The sequence below is a fragment of the uncultured Oscillibacter sp. genome, assembly GCF_947654275.1.
In the GTDB taxonomy this organism is placed as follows: Bacteria; Bacillota; Clostridia; order Oscillospirales; family Oscillospiraceae; genus Oscillibacter.
The window spans coordinates 1-20,092 of record NZ_CANTJS010000016.1; the positions used below are offsets into that span (position 1 = coordinate 1).

General features: G+C 61.9%; 23 protein-coding genes and 1 tRNA gene. 18 read left to right on the forward strand and 6 right to left on the reverse strand.

All coding sequences use genetic code 11. The features are described 5' to 3' along the window. Positions 1-225 precede the first annotated feature (225 nt). A complete protein-coding gene (locus tag Q0063_RS05890; protein ID WP_297871050.1) occupies positions 226-1,527 on the forward strand; it encodes a DUF4368 domain-containing protein in 1,302 nt (433 codons plus the stop codon). A gap of 66 nt (positions 1,528-1,593) precedes the next feature. Here Q0063_RS05890 and Q0063_RS05895 read toward each other — a convergent pair. The 3 genes from Q0063_RS05895 to Q0063_RS05905 all read right to left on the reverse strand — a co-directional run bounded on the left by Q0063_RS05895 (position 1,594) and on the right by Q0063_RS05905 (position 4,361). Beyond that, a tRNA-Ser gene (locus Q0063_RS05895) sits at positions 1,594-1,682 on the reverse strand. A gap of 283 nt (positions 1,683-1,965) precedes the next feature. Beyond that, complete coding sequence (locus Q0063_RS05900; protein WP_297871051.1) at positions 1,966-3,075, reverse strand: class I SAM-dependent RNA methyltransferase; 1,110 nt, start codon at positions 3,073-3,075, stop codon at positions 1,966-1,968. A 32-nt stretch (positions 3,076-3,107) separates the two neighbouring features. Continuing rightward, the gene (locus tag Q0063_RS05905; RefSeq protein ID WP_297871052.1) at positions 3,108-4,361 is read right to left on the reverse strand and encodes a diaminopimelate decarboxylase; all 1,254 of its coding nucleotides are present in this window, start codon (positions 4,359-4,361) and stop codon (positions 3,108-3,110) included. A 296-nt stretch (positions 4,362-4,657) separates the two neighbouring features. Between Q0063_RS05905 and yedF the strand changes: the two genes are divergently transcribed. The 5 genes from yedF to Q0063_RS05930 are packed head-to-tail and all read left to right on the forward strand — an operon-like array spanning position 4,658 to position 7,379. Beyond that, a complete protein-coding gene (gene yedF, locus Q0063_RS05910; RefSeq protein WP_297871053.1) occupies positions 4,658-5,275 on the forward strand; it encodes a sulfurtransferase-like selenium metabolism protein YedF in 618 nt (205 codons plus the stop codon). Continuing rightward, entirely contained in the window at positions 5,272-6,414 is a 1,143-nt protein-coding gene (locus Q0063_RS05915) for an aminotransferase class V-fold PLP-dependent enzyme (RefSeq protein WP_297871054.1), read from the forward strand. The genes yedF and Q0063_RS05915 overlap by 4 nt, the downstream gene beginning before the upstream one ends. Further along, a complete protein-coding gene (locus Q0063_RS05920; protein WP_297871055.1) occupies positions 6,414-6,650 on the forward strand; it encodes a DUF3343 domain-containing protein in 237 nt (78 codons plus the stop codon). Before Q0063_RS05915 ends, Q0063_RS05920 begins: the two co-directional genes overlap by 1 nt. A 15-nt stretch (positions 6,651-6,665) precedes the next feature. Further along, positions 6,666-6,839, forward strand: a complete 174-nt coding sequence (locus tag Q0063_RS05925) for a DUF6472 family protein (protein ID WP_297871056.1) — start codon at positions 6,666-6,668, stop codon at positions 6,837-6,839. A gap of 12 nt (positions 6,840-6,851) precedes the next feature. Continuing rightward, on the forward strand, positions 6,852-7,379 hold the full coding sequence (locus Q0063_RS05930; protein ID WP_297871057.1) for an NUDIX domain-containing protein: 528 nt from the start codon (positions 6,852-6,854) through the stop codon (positions 7,377-7,379). 151 nt (positions 7,380-7,530) lie between these two features. Here Q0063_RS05930 and Q0063_RS05935 read toward each other — a convergent pair whose 3' ends face one another. From Q0063_RS05935 to Q0063_RS05945, 3 genes are all read right to left on the reverse strand, one after another. Further along, on the reverse strand, positions 7,531-8,295 hold the full coding sequence (locus Q0063_RS05935) for a hypothetical protein (protein ID WP_297871058.1): 765 nt from the start codon (positions 8,293-8,295) through the stop codon (positions 7,531-7,533). Positions 8,296-8,441: 146 nt separating this feature from the next. After that, positions 8,442-8,822, reverse strand: a complete 381-nt coding sequence (locus tag Q0063_RS05940; protein ID WP_297871059.1) for a metallopeptidase family protein — start codon at positions 8,820-8,822, stop codon at positions 8,442-8,444. Continuing rightward, positions 8,819-9,475, reverse strand: a complete 657-nt coding sequence (locus Q0063_RS05945; protein ID WP_297871060.1) for an HAD family hydrolase — start codon at positions 9,473-9,475, stop codon at positions 8,819-8,821. Before Q0063_RS05945 ends, Q0063_RS05940 begins: the two co-directional genes overlap by 4 nt. A gap of 340 nt (positions 9,476-9,815) precedes the next feature. Between Q0063_RS05945 and fumC the strand changes: the two genes are divergently transcribed. The 12 genes from fumC (at position 9,816) to Q0063_RS06005 (ending at position 20,044) form a co-directional block, all read left to right on the forward strand. Next, positions 9,816-11,174 (forward strand): class II fumarate hydratase, encoded by a 1,359-nt coding sequence (fumC, locus tag Q0063_RS05950; protein ID WP_297871061.1) that lies wholly within the window; start codon positions 9,816-9,818, stop codon positions 11,172-11,174. A gap of 300 nt (positions 11,175-11,474) precedes the next feature. Next, on the forward strand, positions 11,475-13,049 hold the full coding sequence (gene hisG / locus Q0063_RS05955; RefSeq protein ID WP_297871062.1) for an ATP phosphoribosyltransferase: 1,575 nt from the start codon (positions 11,475-11,477) through the stop codon (positions 13,047-13,049). Further along, a complete protein-coding gene (hisD, locus tag Q0063_RS05960) occupies positions 13,046-14,329 on the forward strand; it encodes a histidinol dehydrogenase (protein ID WP_297871063.1) in 1,284 nt (427 codons plus the stop codon). Before hisG ends, hisD begins: the two co-directional genes overlap by 4 nt. A 1-nt stretch (position 14,330) precedes the next feature. Continuing rightward, positions 14,331-14,969 (forward strand): hypothetical protein, encoded by a 639-nt coding sequence (locus Q0063_RS05965; protein ID WP_297871064.1) that lies wholly within the window; start codon positions 14,331-14,333, stop codon positions 14,967-14,969. A gap of 98 nt (positions 14,970-15,067) precedes the next feature. Next, positions 15,068-16,132, forward strand: a complete 1,065-nt coding sequence (hisC, locus tag Q0063_RS05970) for a histidinol-phosphate transaminase (RefSeq protein ID WP_297871065.1) — start codon at positions 15,068-15,070, stop codon at positions 16,130-16,132. A gap of 12 nt (positions 16,133-16,144) precedes the next feature. Then, on the forward strand, positions 16,145-16,732 hold the full coding sequence (gene hisB / locus Q0063_RS05975; protein WP_297871066.1) for an imidazoleglycerol-phosphate dehydratase HisB: 588 nt from the start codon (positions 16,145-16,147) through the stop codon (positions 16,730-16,732). Continuing rightward, positions 16,733-17,344 (forward strand): imidazole glycerol phosphate synthase subunit HisH, encoded by a 612-nt coding sequence (hisH, locus tag Q0063_RS05980; RefSeq protein ID WP_297871067.1) that lies wholly within the window; start codon positions 16,733-16,735, stop codon positions 17,342-17,344. A 10-nt stretch (positions 17,345-17,354) separates the two neighbouring features. After that, positions 17,355-17,525 (forward strand): hypothetical protein, encoded by a 171-nt coding sequence (locus Q0063_RS05985; protein ID WP_297871068.1) that lies wholly within the window; start codon positions 17,355-17,357, stop codon positions 17,523-17,525. 19 nt (positions 17,526-17,544) lie between these two features. After that, positions 17,545-18,015 (forward strand): pyridoxamine 5'-phosphate oxidase family protein, encoded by a 471-nt coding sequence (locus Q0063_RS05990; RefSeq protein ID WP_297871069.1) that lies wholly within the window; start codon positions 17,545-17,547, stop codon positions 18,013-18,015. Between the two features lie 12 nt (positions 18,016-18,027). Then, a complete protein-coding gene (gene hisA / locus Q0063_RS05995) occupies positions 18,028-18,744 on the forward strand; it encodes a 1-(5-phosphoribosyl)-5-[(5-phosphoribosylamino)methylideneamino]imidazole-4-carboxamide isomerase (RefSeq protein WP_297871070.1) in 717 nt (238 codons plus the stop codon). Positions 18,745-18,747: 3 nt separating this feature from the next. After that, on the forward strand, positions 18,748-19,503 hold the full coding sequence (gene hisF / locus Q0063_RS06000; protein WP_297871071.1) for an imidazole glycerol phosphate synthase subunit HisF: 756 nt from the start codon (positions 18,748-18,750) through the stop codon (positions 19,501-19,503). Between the two features lie 13 nt (positions 19,504-19,516). Next, positions 19,517-20,044 carry an RNA 2'-phosphotransferase gene (locus Q0063_RS06005; RefSeq protein ID WP_297871072.1) on the forward strand — a complete coding sequence of 176 codons (528 nt, stop codon included), beginning with the start codon at positions 19,517-19,519 and terminating at the stop codon, positions 20,042-20,044. Positions 20,045-20,092: the final 48 nt, after the last annotated feature.

A 20,092-nucleotide genomic window follows, 5' to 3' on the forward strand; every position in this document is an offset into this window, starting at 1 on the left:
GGATCACGGTGGTGGACGCCGGCAACATTCAGGTCAAAATCAGGGATGTTGATGTGGTGATCGATGAAACACTGCCCTGATCGAAAGCATGAGAAAAGAGCGCAGGACCGGAGAGGCAAACGCCGGCTCCGATCCTGCGCTCTTTTCTTATGCCCCAAAACGACCGAAACCATTGTGCCGCAACGGTTTTGGGTCTGCATCTTTTTCCCCCACACAAGGAATATCATGAACGAATACTATGCCCGCGATATTTCCAAGAAGCGCCGGATCGTGAACAAAATGAAAGGCAATTTCGGCATACCGCTGTCTCCGCCTCCCTATGGCTACATCAAGAACCCGGACGATCCCCGCTTTTGGGTGATTGACCTGGAGGCCGCTGCCGTTGTCCGGTGTATCTATCAAATGGCCCTGGACGGCTACGGGCTGGCAGAAACCGCCTCCGCGCTGGAGAAAGATGGGGTGTTCAATCCCACCTACTACTGGCGGAGCAAGGGAACCAGCCGGGGCGGTTCCAAAAGCACCGTGGAGCCCACCAAATGGGGGCATACCACCATCAAGAAAATTCTCACCTTGCAGGAGTATTGCGGTGACGTGATTAACTTCAAATCCTACTCCAAGTCCTACAAGATGAAAAAGCGGATTGAAAACCCGGAGGAGAACCGGGCAATCTTCCTCAACGTCCACGAGGCCATTATAGACCGGCCCACCTGGGAAAAGGTGCAGAGCATGAAAAAGGGGACCCGCCGGAGGCGGCCCACCGTCACCCAGGAGCCAAGTGCCTTTTCCGGCGTTCTCAAATGCCCGGAGTGCGGCGGCAACCTCAACTTCCACTTCAACCAAGGCAACCACACTATTAAATTCTTTAGCTGTCAAAACCATAATTCCGGCCTCCGCAAGTGCTCCAAGACCCATTACATTCGGCTGGAATTTCTGGAGCGGGTGGTGCTGTACGAGGTAAACCGGCTGGCCTCTTTTGCCAACGAGTATGAGGACGATTTCATCAAGGCCATGATGGGCCGTTCCGCAAAGGTGACGGAGAATGAGCGGGCCAGGAAGCAGCGGGAGCTGGATGGGCTGCTGGCGAGGGACAAAGAGCTTGACGGGCTTTTCGAGAGGCTTTACGAGGACAACGTGAGCCAGAAAATCAGCGACGCCCGGTTTGCGAAAATGTCCCAGCGGTACGAGCAGGAGCAGGGGGAGAACGCCAAGCGGATCAAGGCGCTGCGGCTGGAGCTGAAAAAGAGCGAGGGCCAGAGGATGGACGTTGACACGTTTCTTGAAACGGTCCGGCGGTACACCAACGCCACCGAGATTACCCAGCGCATGGTGGCGGAGCTGATTGACCATATCGACGTGTACCATGCGGAAAAGCAGGACGGCGTTACCACCCAGCACATCACCATCTATTACAACTGTATCGGCACTTTCTCCGTCCCTGACCGTCGGAAAATCCCGGCTGCGGAGATCACGATGGGGACGAGAAAGGGAGTAGCCGTCAGCTACTCCCCGGAGCGGATCGCCGTATAGGATTTTGAGCAAAAATAATGCGGAGTGTCCTCAAAGGATACTCAAATCCTATAAGGACACTCCGCATGGCGGAGACGGTGGGATTCGAACCCACGAGCCCTTGAGGGCTACCTGATTTCGAGTCAGGCTCGTTATGACCACTTCGATACGTCTCCATGTGAACATATGCGGTTTTTTGAATCAAAAACATAATTTCGGGCCGGCCCTGTGACAGCCGTTCCATACCGCCGCTGTCCCTTGACCGCACAGGCAGAAATATTGACGCTGAATCCGAACAGCCGTATTTCCGGCCGGACAATGCTGCCGGAGCAGAGCCGGTTAAACCGGCCCGGAGGGGAGGCCCACATTTGCGGGCCCTGCGGCAGGACCACGTTTATTATGCCACATTTTCCCCTGGGTTGCAAGGGGTAACCCGCTCCGGAGCCGGAAAATTTTCCGTTATCGCCCAAACTGGAAGGCATCGCACTTAATCATGCTGTTGTACAGCTTCCGTTTTTTGTCCGCCTGGCGGCCAAAACAGCGCTCAAATTCCGTGTGGGAGCTGAGAACCAGCACCCGCCATTTCGGCGGCAGGGTCCGCAGCGCCTGGCCGAAAGACCTGTACAGCGCTTCGGCCTCCTGCTTTTCCAAAAGCCGCTCGCCATAGGGCGGGTTGGTTACCAGCTGGCCATATTCACTGTCCCGGTGAAATTTTCCTGCGTCCGCCGTCTCAAAACGCACACAGTCGGAAACCCCCGCCAGCTCCGCGTTATGCTGGGCCAGCTCCACCGCCGCCGGGTCGATATCGCCGCCCCAGATATCATAATTCCCGTGAAATTCCCGATCCATGGCCTCATCGGCAGCCTCCAGCCACAGCTTGGAATCCATGGGCTTCCAGCGTTGGGCGGCAAAGCGCCGGTCCAGGCCGGGAGCCCGGTTTTTCGCAATCAGGGCCGCCTCAATGGGAATGGTGCCGCTGCCGCAGAAGGGGTCGCAGAAGGAATCCTTCCCCCGGTAGCGGGAGAGGATGACCAGTGCCGCCGCCAGGGTCTCCCGCAGGGGCGCGCCCATGTTGCGGGCCCGGTAGCCCCGCTTGTACAGGCCTTCGCCGGAGGTGTCCAGGTAGAGAAACGCCCGGTCCTTGACAATGGCAAACTGAATCTGGTAGCGGCTGCCGGTTTCCGGCAGAGTCTCCCGGCCATAGACCCGGCCCAGCCGCTGGGCGGCGGCCTTTTTCACGATGGACTGGCAGGCGGGGACGGAATGGAGCGCGGAATTCAGGGAATAGCCCTTTACCGGGAACTCTCCGTCGCCGGGGATGAAGTCCTCCCAGGGCAGGGCCAGCACCCCCTGGAACAGCGCCTCGAAATCCGGGGCGGGGAAGGAGCCCAGCTCCATTAAAACCCGGGCCCCGCAGCGCAGATTGATATTCAGCCGGGCGATGTCGGCAAAGCCGCCGGAGCAGTGGACCCGGCCGTTTTCCGCCCGGACCTCCTTCAGGTCCAGCCGCCGCATCTCGTCCGCCACCAGGCTCTCCAGCCCCAGCAGACAGGGCACCGTCAAAATCATATCCCCGCCTCCATTCCTTATTTCAAACGTGTTTACCAGACCAGCGTGGCAAAATAATCCTCCAGAGTCTCCGCCCGGCGAATCAGTTCCACACTGCCGTCCTCCCGCAGCAGCAGTTCCGCGGAGCGCAGCTTTCCGTTGTAGTTATAGCCCATGGAAAAGCCGTGGGCCCCGGCGTCGTGGATGACCAGCAGGTCGCCGGGGACGGTTTCGGGCAGCATCCGGTCCACGGCAAATTTGTCGTTGTTCTCACAGAGACTGCCGGAAACGTCATAGGAATGGGTGCAGGGAGCGTTCTCTTTGCCCATGACGGTGATGTGGTGATAGGAGCCGTACATGGCCGGCCGCATCAGGTTGCAGGCGCAGGCGTCTACGCCCAGGTAGTCCTTGTAGATGTGCTTTTCGTGAATGACCCTGGTCACCAGATGGCCGTAGGGGGCCAGCATATACCGGCCCAGCTCCGTATAGAGCGCCACGTCCCCCATGCCGGCAGGGACCAGAATCTCCTCATAGGCCCGCCGGACGCCCGCGCCGATGGCGGCGATGTCGTTGGCTGCCTGGTCCGGGAGATAGGGGACGCCGATGCCGCCGGAGAGATTGATGAAGGTAATCCTGCACCCGGTTTCCTGCCAGAGCTCCGCCGCAAGCTGGAAGAGAATGCGGGCAAGGGCGGGGTAATACTCGTTGGACAGGGTGTTGGAGGCCAGGAAGGCGTGAATGCCGAATTCCCTGGCTCCCATGGCCTTCAGCCGCCGGAAGGCTTCGGTCATCTGGGGGCGGGTCATGCCGAATTTGGCGTCGCCGGGGTTGTCCATCACCTGGAAGCCCTCGCCGGTCTCTCCCAGGGTGAAGACGCCGCCGGGGTTGAAGCGGCAGCAGATTTTCTCCGGAATGCCGCAGGCGGCCTCCAGCGTGTCAATGAGGGTGATGTCGTCCAGGTTGATGATGCCTCCCATCCGGGCCGCCGCCTGGAATTCCTCGGCGGTGGTGTTGTTGGAGGAAAACATGATTTCTTCCCCGGCGGCGCCGCAGCGCTCCGACATCACCAGCTCCGCCAGAGAAGAGCAGTCGCAGCCGCAGCCCTCCTGGCGGAGAATTTTGATAATGGCAGGGGTGGGGGTGGCCTTCACGGCAAAGTACTCCCGAAAGCCGGGGTTCCAGGAGAATGCGGCCTTTAAGCGGCGGGCGTTCTCCCGGATGCCTTTCTCGTCATAAATGTGGAAGGGGGTGGGGTGCCGGGCGGCGATGGCCTCCAGCTGGTCTTTTGTGACAAAGGGTGTTTTCATGAAAACGACCTCGAATCCTTCAATAATCCCGGTGATATGACCTTATTTTATGGTCCGGGCCCTGCTCTGTCAAGTTAACGTGAAAAAAAGGGCAGGCTGCACGGTTCTTCTTTCAAAAGTCCGGCGGATTTTGTGGATTTTGCGCTCTTGTGCCCTCTTTTGTACCCGGTCTGTCAGGAAGCGGGACACGGCATTCGTTATACTGGAGAGAAAATAACCCTTGCGTTTTCCGTGCCCCGGCGGTACAATGGGGACAGGATTCCCGTCACCTGACGGATATGAAGGAGGAGCGCCTGATGAACACAGTCGTTGTAAACGCCGTGGGCGAGCAGTGTCCCATCCCGGTGGTCAAGGCCACCCGGGCCCTGCGGGCTATGACAGAGCCCGGGGTGCTGGAGGTCCATGTGGACAATGAGATTGCCGTGCAGAACCTGACCCGGATGGCCTCCGGCCACCGGCTGACGGCGAAGGCGGAAAAACGGTCCGAACAGGAATTTGTGGTAACCATGGAGGTGTCCGAGCCCATGGGGGAGACGCCGGTGGAGGAGCCCGCCCTGACCTGTGTCCCGGACAGCCGGGGGGGCCTGGTGGCGGCGGTGGACAGCGCCTTTATGGGCCGGGGCAGCGATGAGCTGGGAGCCGTTCTGATGAAGGGCTTTTTGTACGCCCTGAGCCAGCTGCCGCAGCTGCCCCGGACCGTCCTGTTCTACAATGGCGGAGCCCATCTGACCTGCCGGGGCTCCGGGGCCCTGGAGGACCTGAAGCATCTGGAGGCCCAGGGCGTGGAGATTCTCACCTGCGGCACCTGCCTGAATCACTACGGACTGACGGAGGACCTGGAGGTGGGCGGCGTCACCAATATGTACACCATCGTGGAGAAGCTGGCGGGGGCGGGAAAGGTTGTCAAGCCGTGATTTATCTGGACAATGCCGCCACGACCCGGACCAAGCCCGCCGCCGTGGTCCGGGCGGTGACGGAGGCCCTGACCTCCTATGGCAGCTGCGGCCGGGGGGCCCATGAGGGGGCTCTTGCCGCCGCCCGGACCGTCTACGGCGTCCGGGAGAAGCTGGCGGCGCTGTTCGGCTGTCCCAGGGCGGACCATGTGTGCTTTGCCCAGAACTCCACCCAGGCCCTGAACACCGCCATTTCCGGCCTGCTGGGGCCGGAGGACCATGTGATTTCCACGGACTGGGAGCACAATTCCGTGCTCCGCCCCCTGTACCGCCTGCGGGACCGGGGGATGGGTCTGGATTTTCTCCCGGCGGACCGGCAGGGGCGGCTGGATTACGGCGCGCTTCCCGGCCTTCTGAGGGGGAACACCAGGGCCCTGGTCTGCAATCACGCCTCCAATCTGACAGGGGACCTGCTGGACCTGGAGCGGGTTTCCGGCTTCGCCGGGGAACACGGGCTGCTGTTGATTCTGGATGCCTCTCAGACGGCGGGGAGCATCCCCATTGACATGGCGGCCCAGGGCGTGGACGTCCTCTGCTTCACCGGCCACAAGGGCCTGCTGGGCCCCCAGGGCACCGGAGGGCTGTGCCTCCGGGAGGGGCTGGAGGTCCGGCCCTTTGCCGTGGGAGGCACCGGCGTCCGGAGCTATTCCGAGACCCAGCCGGCCGGGTATCCCACCCGGCTGGAGGCGGGGACGCTGAACGGACACGGCATCGCCGGCCTGGGGGCGGCGCTGGACTTCCTGGCCGGGACAGGAGTGGAGGCCGTCCATGCCCGTGAGGACGCCCTGGCCCGCCGGTTTTACGAGGCGGTCCGGAAGCTGCCCGGGGTCCGGGTGTATGGCGATTTTTCCAGGCCCCTCCGGGCCCCCATCGTGGCGCTGAATATCGGGGACTGTGATTCCTCCGAGGTCTCCGACGAGCTGGCGGAGCGCTTTGGCATAGCCACCCGTCCCGGCGCCCACTGCGCCCCCCGCATTCACAGATGCCTGGGGACGGAGGAGCAGGGGGCGGTCCGCTTCTCCTGGTCCTGGTTCAATACGGAGGAGGAAACGGACGCGGCGGCGGAGGGCGTCCGGATATTGGCGCTGGAGGCGGACTGATGTGGAAGCGAACGGAAAAATGCGTAGTGGCGTTCTCCACCACCTTCGCCGCCATGGCCATGGAGGCCGCCTGCCGGGCGGCGGGCCTGCCGGGGCGGATTATCCCCCTGCCCCGGAGCATCTCCGCCGGGTGCGGCTTGTGCTGGGCGGGACCGGCGGAGAGCCGGGAGGCCATTGAGGAGCTGGTGATAAAAAAACACTTGGATGTGGACGGCATCTATGCTATGATTCTCTAAGAGAGGTGATGCCGGATGTCCAATATCTGTGAGGACTGCGTATACTACGATTTTGATGAGGAGCTGGACGCCTGGGTCTGTGAGGCGGACCTGGACGAGGACGATATGGCCCGGTTCCTTCAGCAGACCCAAACCGCCTGTCCCTTTTACCGCCGGGGCGGCGATTACGACACGGCCCGGCGGCAGTAGGAGGACGGCGCGATGGAAGTGAAGGAGCTTGTAGATCTTTATGATGAAAACCGTCTCCCTCTGGGGAGAACGGCAGAGCGGCAGGGCAAAAAGGGACCCGGGGAATACCGGATGGTGGTCCACGTCTGCCTTTTTGACAGCCGGGGCCGTCTGCTGATTCAGCAGCGGACGGCGGAAAAGCATATCTGGCCCGGTCTTTGGGACGTGTCTGTAGGCGGAGGCGTGGACGCGGGGGAGACCAGCCGCCAGGGGGCGGAGCGGGAATTCCGGGAGGAGCTGGGTGTTTCCCTGGACCTCAGCGGCCGCCGCCCTTCGGTGACGGTCAACTTTGAGGGGGGATTTGACGACTTTTTCATTGTCACCGGGGACCTGAAGCCGGAGGAGCTGATCTGTCAGAAGGAGGAGGTCGCCGCCGTCCGCTATGCCGGGCTGGACGAGGTGCTGGACATGGTGGACGGGGGGAGCTTCATCCCGTATCCCAAGAGCTTTCTCCGCTTTCTGTTCGATATGCGGGAGCAGTTCGGGTTTCCCACCAAATAAGCGCAGGGCAAGTATGCAAGGGCGTTCGATGGCGGGACACAAGAAAAAAGGCAGGGCAGACCGCAGCGGTTTGTCCTGCCCTTTTTTTCCTGTTTCCTGTGTAATCCGTGATGGCGCTTTCGAAAAACGACTCTGAGGGGGAGAACCGGAACTACACATACATGGACCAATCTGCCGCAGTCTGGTCGAGTTTTCTCCGGATAGCCTGCTTCCAATCTCCCTCCTGCTGCTCCCACAGTGCCAGCAGCTCGTCCAGAAGAGCCAGCTCCAGATACTGCTTGCGAAAGGTCTCCCGTTCCTCCGGAGCAAGGCCCGCTAACTGCGCATGATACCCCTCCTGGGCAAACCGCAGATAGGGAACGCCCTCGTCGAACCGGCCCAGGTGCCAGAGCTCCATGCCGTGGCCTGCGGCGATGGGGTCACAGCTGAGACTGCGATGCCGCAAATCAATCGCCTGATTCCGGTAGGGAAGGAACAAGTCCCCCGTATCGCTGCCGGGTTGTGACTGCCGGGAGAGAAACCGGTCCGCCGTCATCTGCTCCATCTGAGGCAGAACCCTCCGCTCCAACGCATGGACGATGTCCCGCCACACCGCTTCAAAATAGTCCGGGCCCTCGTCAAGCAGCCGTATATAGTCCCAATTCAGGTCGGAAGCCGGTTTTCCCTCTGCCCGCCAAAGCCGTTCCCGGTCACACTGGAGCCAGGTGAGCGGCGCGAACCGCGGAAAGATATAGCATAGGACCTTGCCGTGGATGCGGTCGGTGTAAAAGGATATCTCGTCTATCCATTCCTCACGCGCACGCAGAAAGCGCTTGTAAGGGCGCGGACGGGACTGGAATCCCAGGGGCTGCAAAAAGAGCTTCAGCCGCTTTTGCGCCAGCTGTCTGCCCTCACTGACTGTGAGTTTGTTTTCCATCTCGCTTTCTCCCAATGTGGTATTCCGGTTTGCCGGCCGGTGATACGCCGACGCCCGCCGGAAAACAGCGTTCCCCGGCGGGCGTTCACGTTTCTGCAATATGCGCCGGGACACGCTCCGGCATTTTTTGAGGGGATATGGACGGCTCAGTCCTCGTCCCCGAGTTCCTCCCGCCAGGCGTCCATCTCCGCGGCGTCCTTGTCGTCCAGGGCGTGGAGGCCGGCCCGGGCCTCCATGTGGTGGGTCAGCTCGTGGGAGAGGGTCTGGCGCAGCTCCCGGGCCCAGATTCTGGGGCTCCAGTTCTCCTGCTCCGCCAGAACGGCGAAGGAACCGAAATAGAGATTGATATACCGGCCCAGCAGATCGTGACAGTATTCGCCCATAATACACAGGTCCGGCAGCTCCGGGTCCGGCTTGGCCTCCCTCAGAAGGTTTACACCGCCGTTGAGCCCATCGAAGAGGGCGGGGGGGAAGGACTCCGCGATTTCATCCAGCAGCTCCGCCGCCTGATCGAAGCTCAGATTCATGAGCGCTCCATGATGACGGATTCCAGCTCTTCGATGGTGTCCGCCAGGTAGTCCGCCCCGGCGGCCTCCAGGGATTCCCGGGAGCGGAAGCCCCAGGTGACGCCGCAGGTCATCAGCCGTGCGTTGTGGCCGGTCTGGATGTCCACGCTGCTGTCTCCCACGAACAGGGTTTCGTCGGTCTCCGCCTCCAGGGCCCGCATGACGCTGCAAATACCGGCGGGGTCCGGCTTTACCGGCACGCCGTCCACCTTTCCGCGGACCAGGGTAAACAGGCCGGGCAGGTAGTGGTCGATGATCTCCTGGCTGAATCCGTCGGCCTTGTTGGAGTAGACCGCCAGCTGAATCCGGGCGGCCTTCAGCCGTGCCGCCAGCTCCGGGATGCCGGGATAGGGGTGGGTTTTTTCCATGTTGTGAGCGCCGTAATACGCGGTGAACTGAGACAGGGTGTTCATCAGCATCAGAGGGCTGCGGCAGTTCTCCGGGGAAAACCGGGAGACCAGATTGGGAATTCCGTGGCCCACCATGGTCTTGAATGTCTCCACGCTGTGCTCCGGCCAGCCGTTCCGCCGGCAAACCCAATTGCCCGCCCCGGCCAGGTCCTCGATGGTGTCCAGCAGGGTTCCGTCCAGGTCGAAAATTACGGTACGATACATATAGCACCTCATATCTGTTGTGTTTGGAAACGGCCAGGGCCGCAGTCCTGCCGCATAGCCGCGTAACAACATTTTATCAAGCCCCGTTTTTCTTGGCAAGTGGCGAAGACGCAGAAAGCCAACCTTCCGCCGCCCCTCTTTTTAGCGCAATTGGCGAAAACGGCGGGACACAGGCGGAGGTGCCTTTGGGCCTGCGGCCGGATGGGAAGCACCTCTGTCAAAACAGCCAGCAAAGGGCCGCGCCGGGGGAAAATGTTTGCCGCTTCCCCGACTTGCGTTTGTCCCCGCTTCCCGATATAATAGGAGCATCGCAAATCTTTGACAAAACGGGGAGGATGCTATGAATATTCGGATGGAACACGACACCATGGGTGAGATCGCCGTCCCGGCGGACCGCCATTGGGGCGCGCAGACCCAGCGGAGCCTGGAGAATTTCAAAATCGGCGGCCAGAGGCAGCCCAAGGAGATCATCGAGGCCTTCGCCTATCTGAAGGAGGCCTGCGCCCTGGCCAACGCCGCCGCCGGCAAGCTGACGGAGGAGCAGGCCCAGGCCATCGCCGCCGCCTGCCGGGAGATTCGGGCGGGGAAGTGGGACGAGGAGTTTCCCCTGGTGGTCTGGCAGACCGGCAGCGGCACCCAGACCAATATGAATGTCAACGAGGTCATCGCCCATCTGGCGGCGGACCGGGGGGTCAGGCTCCACCCCAACGACCATGTCAACGCCTCCCAGTCCTCCAATGACACCTATCCCTCCGCCCTCCATATCGCCGCGGCTCTGTCGGTGACAAATCAGGTTCTCCCGGCGGCGGAGCGGCTGGCGGCAGCGTTTCAGGACCTGGAAAACGCCTGGCCGGACCTCATTCGCATTGGCCGGACCCATCTTCAGGACGCCACGCCGCTGAAATTCGCCCAGGAGGTCTCGGGCTGGCGGAACCTGGTGGAGGCCCCCTGCCGGATGCTCCGGACTGCCCGGGAGGAGCTTTGCAGGCTGGCCATTGGCGGCACCGCCGTGGGCACCGGCCTCAACGCCCCCAGGGGCTATGACGAGGCCGTGTGCGGGAAGCTGTGCGAGCTGACGGGCCTGCCCTTCCAGCCGGACCCCAACAAGTTCCACGCCCTCACCAGCAAGGACGCCCTGGTATTCTCCCACGGCGCGCTGAAGGCCCTGGCGGCGAATCTCATGAAGATTGCCAACGACATCCGCTGGGAGGCCAGCGGCCCCCGCTGCGGCATGGGAGAGCTCCGTATCCCGGAGAACGAGCCCGGCAGCTCCATCATGCCCGGCAAGGTGAACCCCACCCAGTGCGAGGCCGTCACCATGGCCGCCGTGCAGGTGATGGGCAACGACGCCGCCATCGGCTTCGCCGCCAGCCAGGGGAATTTCCAGCTGAATGTCTTCCTGCCGGTGTCGGCCTATAATTTCCAGCTCTCCGCCCGGCTTCTGGCCGACGCCATGGATTCCTTCCGGGTCCACTGCGTGGAGGGCATCGTCCCCAACGAAGAGAAGATGAAGGAAAATCTGAACAACTCTTTGATGCTGGTGACCTGCCTGACGCCGAAGATTGGCTATGAGCAGGCGGCGGCCTGCGCCAAGAAGGCCCTCCACGACGGCACCACCCTGAAAGAGGCGGTCCTCTCTCTGGGTCTGCTGACGGCGGAGGAATTCGACGAGACGGTCAGGCCGGAAAAGATGGTGTGACAGCGGCGGAACAGGATGGACGCTGAATTTGTTGGCTCCCGTCCGCAGGTCTTTTATTCCGCTATCAAAGACCTTTTTGTCTATGCCAAATGGAAACGGCCCTCCGCCTTGCAGGACCTGGACGCTCCTTGGACGGGAGCCGTTTTCCCGTCGGTACGTGCAAAATCGTCTTGCAGAAACCGGAGCTTTTGTTAAAAACAGAAAATTCTGTTTCACTATCGAATTAGCGCTTTACTTTATTAAAAGACTGGAGTACACTAAAGTCCATCAATGGGGCGCGGCCCCACAAGGAGGAACCCCATGGAATTGGATCTGAACATTCTCCGGCCTCAGGAGCGGGTCTCTTTGCAGCTGAGGCTGCTGTACGAGCAGGCGGGCTTCCGCCAGTATCACATGGGCCGGTTTGAGGAATACGGCCTCTATCAGGAAAACCGGCGGTTTCTGGCCTCCGACCAGGTCATCACCTTCACGGACCTGGACGGGCGGCTGCTGGCGCTGAAGCCGGACGTGACCCTCTCCATCGCCAAGAACGCCCAGTATGAGGCGGGGGGCTGCGGCCGCTTCTACTATCTGGAAAACGTCTACCGCCCCAGCCAGGAGAGCCACACCTTTCAGGAGATACGGCAGATGGGCCTGGAGTGCATCGGCGCGGTGGACGCCGCCGTCACGGCTCAGGCCGTGTCCCTGGCCTGGCGGTCGCTGGCCCTGACGGGCCGGGATTTTGTGCTGGAGCTCAGCCATATGGGCTTTGTCACGGGCCTTCTGGACGCCGTGGGAGCCCCGGAGCACATCCGCCCCCGGCTGCTGGCCTGTCTCCGGGACCGGAATCTCCACGAGCTTCAGGACGCCTCCGAGGCGGCGGGACTCTCCCGCCAGGGGGCCGACGCCCTGAGGCGGCTGGGGACCCTCTCCGGGGACTGGGAATCCGTGCTGGAGGCGGCGGAGCCCATTGCCCTCAACGCCGCCATGGGAGCCGCCCTGACGGAGCTGCGGGAGCTCTGCGGAGCCCTGACGGCGGAGGGGCAGACGGAGTGCCTGCGGCTGGACCTGTCTCTGGTCAACGACATGGATTATTACAACGGCCTGGTTTTGCAGGGCTATCTGGCGGGCCTGCCCCGGGCGGTGCTCCGGGGCGGACGGTACGACCCCCTGGCGGAGCAGTTCCGCCCCGGCGGGAAGGCGGTGGGCTTCGCCCTGTATCTGGACGAGCTGGACCGTCTGGGGGACGCCGCGGAGCGGGAAGAACCGGTGATGCTGAATGTGGCTCTGCCCAAGGGCCGTTTGGGGGACAAGGTTTACAAGCTCCTGGCGGGCGTGGGCTACGGCTGCCCCGAGGACTACAACGAGAGCCGCAAGCTGGTGGTGGAAAATCCCGAGGCCGGTATCCGTTACTTCCTGGTGAAGCCCAGCGATGTGGCGATTTATGTGGAGCACGGCGCGGCGGACATCGGCATCGTGGGCAAGGATATTCTGGAGGAATCCGGCGCCGATGTGTACGAGCTGATGGACACAGGTCTGGGGAAGTGCCGCATGTGCGTGGCTGGTCCGGAGGACTTCGCGGACGACCCCAGCCGTACCCTTCGGGTGGCGACCAAGTTTGTGAATATTGCCAAGGATTATTATGCGGCCCGGGGCCGGGACATCGACATCATCAAGCTCAACGGGTCCATTGAGCTGGCCCCTCTGCTGGGCCTCTCCGATGTGATTGTGGACATTGTGGAGACGGGGACCACCCTGCGGGAAAACCATTTGAAGGTGCTGACGGAATTTATGCCCATCTCCGCCCGCTTCATCGCCAACCGGGCCAGCTTCCAGTTCAAGGGCCGGGAGATAGAAGCGCTGCTGAAGAAATTGAAGGAGGCGGCGGTCTCATGATGAAAATTCTGGAGTTTAACAGCTTGTCTCCGGAGGAGTTTTTGAACCGGGACATCCAGGCAGAGGAGGACGTCTCCGAGGCCGTGGACGCGATCATCCGGGAGGTACGGACGCGGGGAGACGCCGCCCTGCTGGAGTATACGGAGCGGTTCAACGGCGTAAAGCTGGCCCGGGAAACTCTTCGGGTGAGCGCCGGAGCGTTCGCCGCCGCCCGTGAGGCGGTGGACCCTTATTTCATGGAGACGCTGAGGGCGGCGGCGGAGAACATTCGGCGCTTCCATGAACGGCAGAGGCACAATGATTTTATTCTGACAGACCGGGCGGGGGTCATCATGGGCCAGCGGTGGACCCCCATTGAAAAGGTGGGCATCTGCGTGCCCCGGAGCCCGGAGGCCTTTCCCTCCACAATTCTGATGAACGTGATTCCGGCCCGGATTGCCGGGGTGGAGGAGATTGTTGTCGTCACACCGCCGGGAGAGGACGGGACTGTCAGCCCGGAGGCCCTGATGGCCGCAGAGCTGGCAGGGGCGGCGGAGGTCTTCAGGATTGGCGGGGCCCAGGCCGTGGCGGCTCTGGCCTATGGGACGGAGACCGTGCCCCGGGTGGACAAGATTGTGGGCCCCGGCGGAATCTATGTGGCCACCGCCAAGCGGAAGGTTTTTGGCCGGGTGGACATCGACATGATTGCCGGCCCCAGCGAGATTCTGGTGCTGGCCGACGGGAAAACCAATCCCATGTGGGCGGCGGCGGACCTGCTGAGCCAGGCGGAACACGATGCGCTGGCCTCGGCGGTGCTGGTAACGGACAGCCGGAGGCTGGCGGAGTCCGTTCAGGCGGAAGTGGAGCGGCAGCTGGAGAACCTGCCCCGGAAGGAGATTGCCCGCCAGTCCATTGAGGACAACGGAAAAATCATTGTGACGGACAGCCTGGACAAAGCGGTGGAGGTTGTCAACCGCATCGCCCCGGAGCATCTGGAGCTGTGCGTGGACGATCCGTTTGCCCTGCTTCCCCAAATCAGAAACGCCGGAAGCGTCTTCCTGGGCCGGTCCACGCCGGAGGCCCTGGGGGACTATTTCGCCGGGCCCAACCATACCCTGCCCACCAGCGGCACCGCCCGTTTTTCCAGCCCTCTGGGAGTGGACGATTTTATGAAGCGCTCCAGCTTCCTCTGCTATGACCGGGCGGCTCTGTCCGCCTGCGCGGACCGGGTAGCGGACTTTGCCCGCCGGGAGGGGCTGGAGGGACACGCCCGGTCGGCCCTTTCCAGAAAAGAGGACTGATATGGAGAAGAAAAATTATGAGCAGGTCAGGGCCCTGGTGGAGAATTGGGACTATGAATGGGGCTGCGGCCCCTGGGAGGATTCCCTGCCGGAAGCGGACGAGCTCCGGGAACTGAACCGGCTGACCGGGCGGGAATGGACTGCCGGGGACGTCCGGGAACTCTGCTTTGAATTTTCCAGTCATAATTCCCTGGAGGAAACGGTCTATTTCCTCTTCCATGGAGATTATCCGCCGGTGACCAATGTGAATCTGGTGTTTTACCGTCTGAAGCCCGGCGCGGTGCTGGACCCCCAAACAGTCTATGAAAAGTATCGTCTCGGCAATCAGATGAAGGCGCTGGTCCCTCTGCCCGCGGAGGAGATCACAGAGGCCCTCCGGGCACTGCCGGGCTTTCGGGAGCATTCATGGAATGGATATCAGCCGGAGGGACTCCGCATGGACTGCCTGGAGCAGCCGGACGCCTGGAGCGACGTCCATTTTTGGACATTCTGGTATGGCGGGCGGAACAACCCTTGCCAGGACCATGTGCTGAATATCTGCTGCCGTGATCTGAGCGAAGACCAGATCCAGGCCCTTCTGGATGTCATGGCGGGCTTTGAAATCCCCCTCCGGTATCGGGAGGAGGACCACAACTACTGAGTTATTAGGAATGAGGAATTAGGAATGAGTAATTGACTCCTAACGCGGGAAATTCCTAACTCCTAATTTCTAATTCCTAATAGAAAGAAGGTTATCTTATGAGTCAATTCCTCTCTTTGGAGGCCCTTCGCTGCGCACCCTACACCCCCGGCGAACAGCCCCAGGACCAGCAGTATATCAAGCTGAACACCAACGAAAGCCCCTTTCCGCCCTCGCCCCGGGTGACGAAGGCCGTCAGCAGGGCGGAGCTGCAAAAGCTCTACCTGTATTCCGATCCCGCCTGCGCCGCGCTGAACGCCGCCATTGCCAGGTACTATGAGCTTCAGCCGGAAAACGTTATCACCGGCAACGGCTCCGACGAGATTCTGGCCTTTGCCTTCCGGGCCTTCTGCGGCCAGGGGAAGCCCGCCGCCTTTGCCGACATCACCTATGGCTTTTACGAGGCCCAGACCGCCCTCTTCGGACTGGAGGCGGAGCGGATTCCTCTCCGGGAGGATTTCTCCCTGAATGTGGAGGACTACATGGAGTTTCCCGGCCCCATTTTCATCGCCAACCCCAACGCCCCCACCGGCATGGCCATTCCCCGGGCGGACATCCAGAGGCTTCTGGAGAAGGACCCCGGCCGGGTGGTGGTGGTGGACGAGGCCTATGTGGACTTCGGCGGGGAGAGCTGCGTCCCCATGATTTACCGCTATGACAATCTTCTGGTGGTGCAGACCATGTCCAAGAGCCGGTCTCTGGCCGGGGGCCGCGTGGGCTTCGCCATGGGCCATGCCGGACTCATTCAGGACCTGAACCGGGTGAAGTACAGCTTCAACCCCTATAATGTCAACCGCCTCTCCCTGATTGCCGGGGCCGCCGCCGTGGAGGACGCCGCCTATTTCGAGACCTGCTGCAAGGCTGTTCAGGGGAACCGGGCCTGGCTGACGGGAGAGCTGGAGCGGCTGGGCTTCACGGTGCTGCCCTCCTCCGCCAACTTTGTCTTCGCCAAATCCCAACGCATCTCCGGCGGGGAGCTGTACCGGCTGCTGAAGGAGGAGGGCATTCTGGTCCGCTGGTTCGACAAGGACCGCCTGCGGGACTTCGTCCGCATCACCATCGGTTCCATGGAACAGATGGCGGCTCTGGCGGACGCCCTGGACCGGATTCTGGAAGCGCTGTAAGGAGGGATGAACATGCGGACCGCAACCATACGGCGGGACACACGGGAGACGCAGATTCAGCTGACATTGAACCTGGACGGAACGGGGAAGGCGGAGATTGCGTCCGGCTGCGGCTTTCTGGACCACATGCTGGAGCTCTTCGCCCGCCATGGGGATTTCGACCTCTCTGTGACCTGTCATGGAGACACCCAGGTGGACGATCACCACAGCGTGGAGGATATCGGCATCTGCCTGGGCAGGGCGTTTCAGGAGGCGCTGGGGGACAAGCGGGGGATTGTCCGCTACGGGCAGTTTCTCCTGCCCATGGATGAGACCCTGGTCCTCTGCGCCGTGGACCTCTCCGGACGGGACTATCTGGGCTGGGCGGTGAATCTGCCCGCCGCCAGGGTGGGGAGCTTTGACACGGAGCTGGCCCAGGAATTCTGGCTGGGCTTCATCCGGAACTGTCCCGGCTCCCTCCATGTCCGGCAGATGGCGGGGGAGAACACCCACCATATTTTAGAGGCTGTTTTCAAGGGCCTGGGCCGGACGCTAAAGGCCGCCGTGGCCCTTGACCCCGGGCACCCGGACGAAATACCCAGCACAAAGGGGGTCCTGTAAATGATTGCCATTGTGGATTACGGCGTGGGAAATCTGTTCTCCCTGACCTCCAGCCTTCATGCCCTGGGACTGGAAACCGAGGTGACCCGGAACCCGGAGAAGCTCCGGGCGGCAGAACGCATTGTGCTTCCCGGCGTGGGGGCCTTTGGAGACGCCAGAGAAAAGCTGGACGCCACGGGGCTGATTCCCGTCCTGCTGGAGGAGGCGGCGCGGAAGCCCCTCCTGGGCATCTGCCTGGGGATGCAGCTGCTGTTCGACAGGGGCTTTGAGTACGGCGAGCACGCCGGACTGGGGCTGATTCCCGGCGAGGTGGCGTCTTTGGGGGAGGACCTGGAGGACGGGACGCTGAAGGTTCCTCACATGGGCTGGAACAGCTTGGATATCAGGAAGGACGACCCGCTGTTCAGGTATTTCAGGAACGGGGAATATGTTTACTATGTCCACAGCTTTTACGCCCGGCACTGCGGGGACGATATTCTGGGGACCTCTCAATACGGAAACGTGGCCGTCACCGGCGCGGTTCGACGGGGGAACGTCTGGGGCGCTCAGTTCCACCCGGAAAAATCCGGGGACGCGGGGCTGCGGCTGCTGAAGGCATTTGCGGAATTGTGAGGTGCGGAATATGAAAAAACAGCTGGCAGGGTTTGCCTGGATGTTCTTCGGGCTGCTGCTTTACTTTGTCCTGAGAGATGTGTGGACGCCGGTCATTGGAGATTATATCTGGGCCGTGTCGCTGCTGTGCGGCATCGCCGGCCTTGTGACGGTGCTCCGGCACAGCGGTTCCGGAGATTAGGAAAAATTGAGGTAAGAGTATGAGAAGAAATGATCGGGAGGTCACGGATCCGGCGAAAATCCGGGAGATTATCGCTGCCTGTGACTGCTGCCGCCTGGGCCTGTGCGATGAGGGCCGGGCCTATATCGTCCCTCTGGATTTCGGCTTTGCGGAGAGTCAGGGGCGCTATGTCTTCTATTTCCACGGCGCCCGGGAGGGCCGGAAAGCAGACCTGATCCGCAAAACCGGGTGGGCTGCCTTTGAGATGGACTGCGGCCACGAGTGGGTCCGGGGCGAGACGGCCCAGCAGACCACCTCCCGTTTCCAGAGCGTCATGGGCGGCGGTCCGGTGACCCTGCTGGAGACGGAGGCGGAGAAGCGGACGGGGCTTCTGGCCATTCTGGCCCATGCCACAGGCCGGGACCAATGGGAACTCGGTCAGGCGGCGCTGGAAAAGACTCTGGTTTTCCGTCTGAATGTGGAAGAACTGACCTGTAAGGTGCACCTGTGAGGGGAGGGGCTTATGCGGATTTTTCCAGCGATTGACCTGAGGGGCGGACAGGTGGTTCGCCTGTATCAGGGGGACTACGGCCAGGAGACAGTCTACGGGACCGACCCCTGCGCCTATGCCCGGGAGTTTATCAATGCCGGGGCCCGGTATCTCCATGTGGTGGACCTGGACGGGGCCCGGGACGGCACCATGGCCAATTTTGACAGCATTGCCGCCATAGCCAAACAGGGCGGTCTCTATATCGAGGTGGGCGGCGGCGTCCGCACGGAGGAACGCATCTGCCAGTATCTGGACTTGGGGGTGGGCCGCTGCATCCTGGGCACCGTGGCGGTGAAGGATTTCGATTTCACCGCCCGGATGGCCCGGAAATACGGGGACCAGATTGCCGTGGGCGTGGACGCAAGGGACGGCTATGTGGCCGTCAACGGCTGGAAGGAGCTTTCACAGGAGAAGGGCGTGGACTTCTGCCGCCGCCTCCGGGACGCGGGCGTGAAAACCGTCATCTATACCGACATCAGCCGGGACGGCGCGGGCCGGGGAACCAATCTGGAGATCTATCGGGAGCTTGTGACCATCGACGGCCTGGAGATCACCGCCTCCGGCGGCGTCAGCACCCTGGAGGAGCTGCGGGAGCTGGAGCGCACCGGCGTCGCCGCCGCCATTCTGGGCAAGGCCCTGTATACGGGACGGCTGGACCTGCGGACCGTCATCGACGAGATGGAGGGCTGAATCATGCTGGCAAAGCGAATCATTCCCTGCCTGGACGTGAGAAACGGCCGGGTGGTGAAGGGGACCAACTTCGAAGGGCTGCGGGACATGGCGGACCCGGTGGAAATGGCCCGGTTTTACAACGAGTCCGGGGCCGACGAGCTGGTGTTCTATGACATCACCGCCTCCGCCGAGGGCCGGGGGCTGTTTACGGACATCCTCCGCCGGGTGGCCTCTGAGATTTTCATTCCCCTTACCGTGGGGGGCGGCATCCGGACCCTGGAGGACTTCGACCGGGTGCTGAAATGCGGCGCGGACAAGGTCTCCGTCAACTCCGGCGCCATTGCCGACCCCGGTATCATCAGGGCGGCGGCGAAGAAGTACGGCGACCAGTGCGTGGTCCTCAGCATGGACGTGAAGCGGGTAAACGGACAATTCAGGCTCTTTGCCAAGGGGGGCCGGGAGGACACCGGCATCGACGCCATGGAGTGGGCTGTGAAGGGCGTGGGAGAGGGCGCCGGGGAGATTGTACTGAACTCCATCGACACCGACGGCGTGAAGCAGGGCTTCGATTTGGAGATGCTGGACACGCTGGCGGCCCGGGTGAAGGTGCCCATCGTCGCCAGCGGCGGCGCGGGGAAGAGGGAGGACTTTGCGGAGCTCTTCACCCATCCCGGCATCGACGCGGGGCTGGCGGCCTCCATCTTCCACACGAAGCAGGTGGACATCCGGGAATTGAAGCAATATCTGCGGGACCGGGGCGTGGAAATGCGCCTGTGAAGGGGAAATACATATGAGAAATTACACCAGGGCCAGCAAGTTCCTCAGTCTGGTCCTGCGGCATCAGCCGGAAAAAATCGGCATTACCCTGGACCGCCACGGCTGGGCGGAGGTCCGGAACATCCTCATGGGAATGAATCTCACCATGGAGGACCTGACTCACATCGTGGAAACGGACGAGAAGCAGCGTTACAGCTTCAACGAAGACAAAACCCTCATCCGGGCCAGCCAGGGCCACAGCATCCCCATCGACCTGGAGCTGGAGGCCCGGGAGCCGCCGGAATTTTTGTACCACGGCACCGTGGGCCAGTTCCTGGGCTCCATTCAAAAGGAGGGCCTGACCAGACAGAAACGGCAGTACGTCCACCTGTCGCCGGACGTGGAGACCGCCGTGAAGGTGGGCCGCCGCCGTGGCAGGCCGGTGATTTTGCAGGTGGCCTCCGGCAGGATGCACGAGGATGGATGCACATTCTATCTCTCTGAGAACGGCGTGTGGCTGACAGACGCAGTGCCGCCGGAGTATATCAAGTTCCCGGGCTGACGGGAGGCGTCTGGATGAGCCGGAAGAAAAAGGCGCTCTGCTGCTGTG

Excerpts from the sequence above, each read along its gene's own strand:
- Q0063_RS05925 (WP_297871056.1), top strand. The coding sequence starts at position 6,666 with ATGTCCAATATCTGTGAGGACTGCGTATACTACGATTTTGATGAGGAG.
- hisF (WP_297871071.1), top strand. The coding sequence starts at position 18,748 with ATGCTGGCAAAGCGAATCATTCCCTGCCTGGACGTGAGAAACGGCCGG.
- Q0063_RS05900 (WP_297871051.1), bottom strand. The coding sequence starts at position 3,075 with ATGATTTTGACGGTGCCCTGTCTGCTGGGGCTGGAGAGCCTGGTGGCG.
- hisD (WP_297871063.1), top strand. The coding sequence starts at position 13,046 with ATGATGAAAATTCTGGAGTTTAACAGCTTGTCTCCGGAGGAGTTTTTG.
- Q0063_RS05905 (WP_297871052.1), bottom strand. The coding sequence starts at position 4,361 with ATGAAAACACCCTTTGTCACAAAAGACCAGCTGGAGGCCATCGCCGCC.
- yedF (WP_297871053.1), top strand. The coding sequence starts at position 4,658 with ATGAACACAGTCGTTGTAAACGCCGTGGGCGAGCAGTGTCCCATCCCG.
- Q0063_RS05920 (WP_297871055.1), top strand. The coding sequence starts at position 6,414 with ATGTGGAAGCGAACGGAAAAATGCGTAGTGGCGTTCTCCACCACCTTC.
- fumC (WP_297871061.1), top strand. The coding sequence starts at position 9,816 with ATGAATATTCGGATGGAACACGACACCATGGGTGAGATCGCCGTCCCG.
- hisB (WP_297871066.1), top strand. The coding sequence starts at position 16,145 with ATGCGGACCGCAACCATACGGCGGGACACACGGGAGACGCAGATTCAG.
- Q0063_RS05930 (WP_297871057.1), top strand. The coding sequence starts at position 6,852 with ATGGAAGTGAAGGAGCTTGTAGATCTTTATGATGAAAACCGTCTCCCT.
- Q0063_RS06005 (WP_297871072.1), top strand. The coding sequence starts at position 19,517 with ATGAGAAATTACACCAGGGCCAGCAAGTTCCTCAGTCTGGTCCTGCGG.
- hisH (WP_297871067.1), top strand. The coding sequence starts at position 16,733 with ATGATTGCCATTGTGGATTACGGCGTGGGAAATCTGTTCTCCCTGACC.
- hisC (WP_297871065.1), top strand. The coding sequence starts at position 15,068 with ATGAGTCAATTCCTCTCTTTGGAGGCCCTTCGCTGCGCACCCTACACC.
- Q0063_RS05945 (WP_297871060.1), bottom strand. The coding sequence starts at position 9,475 with ATGTATCGTACCGTAATTTTCGACCTGGACGGAACCCTGCTGGACACC.
- Q0063_RS05940 (WP_297871059.1), bottom strand. The coding sequence starts at position 8,822 with ATGAATCTGAGCTTCGATCAGGCGGCGGAGCTGCTGGATGAAATCGCG.
- hisA (WP_297871070.1), top strand. The coding sequence starts at position 18,028 with ATGCGGATTTTTCCAGCGATTGACCTGAGGGGCGGACAGGTGGTTCGC.
- Q0063_RS05890 (WP_297871050.1), top strand. The coding sequence starts at position 226 with ATGAACGAATACTATGCCCGCGATATTTCCAAGAAGCGCCGGATCGTG.
- Q0063_RS05965 (WP_297871064.1), top strand. The coding sequence starts at position 14,331 with ATGGAGAAGAAAAATTATGAGCAGGTCAGGGCCCTGGTGGAGAATTGG.
- Q0063_RS05985 (WP_297871068.1), top strand. The coding sequence starts at position 17,355 with ATGAAAAAACAGCTGGCAGGGTTTGCCTGGATGTTCTTCGGGCTGCTG.
- hisG (WP_297871062.1), top strand. The coding sequence starts at position 11,475 with ATGGAATTGGATCTGAACATTCTCCGGCCTCAGGAGCGGGTCTCTTTG.
- Q0063_RS05990 (WP_297871069.1), top strand. The coding sequence starts at position 17,545 with ATGAGAAGAAATGATCGGGAGGTCACGGATCCGGCGAAAATCCGGGAG.
- Q0063_RS05935 (WP_297871058.1), bottom strand. The coding sequence starts at position 8,295 with ATGGAAAACAAACTCACAGTCAGTGAGGGCAGACAGCTGGCGCAAAAG.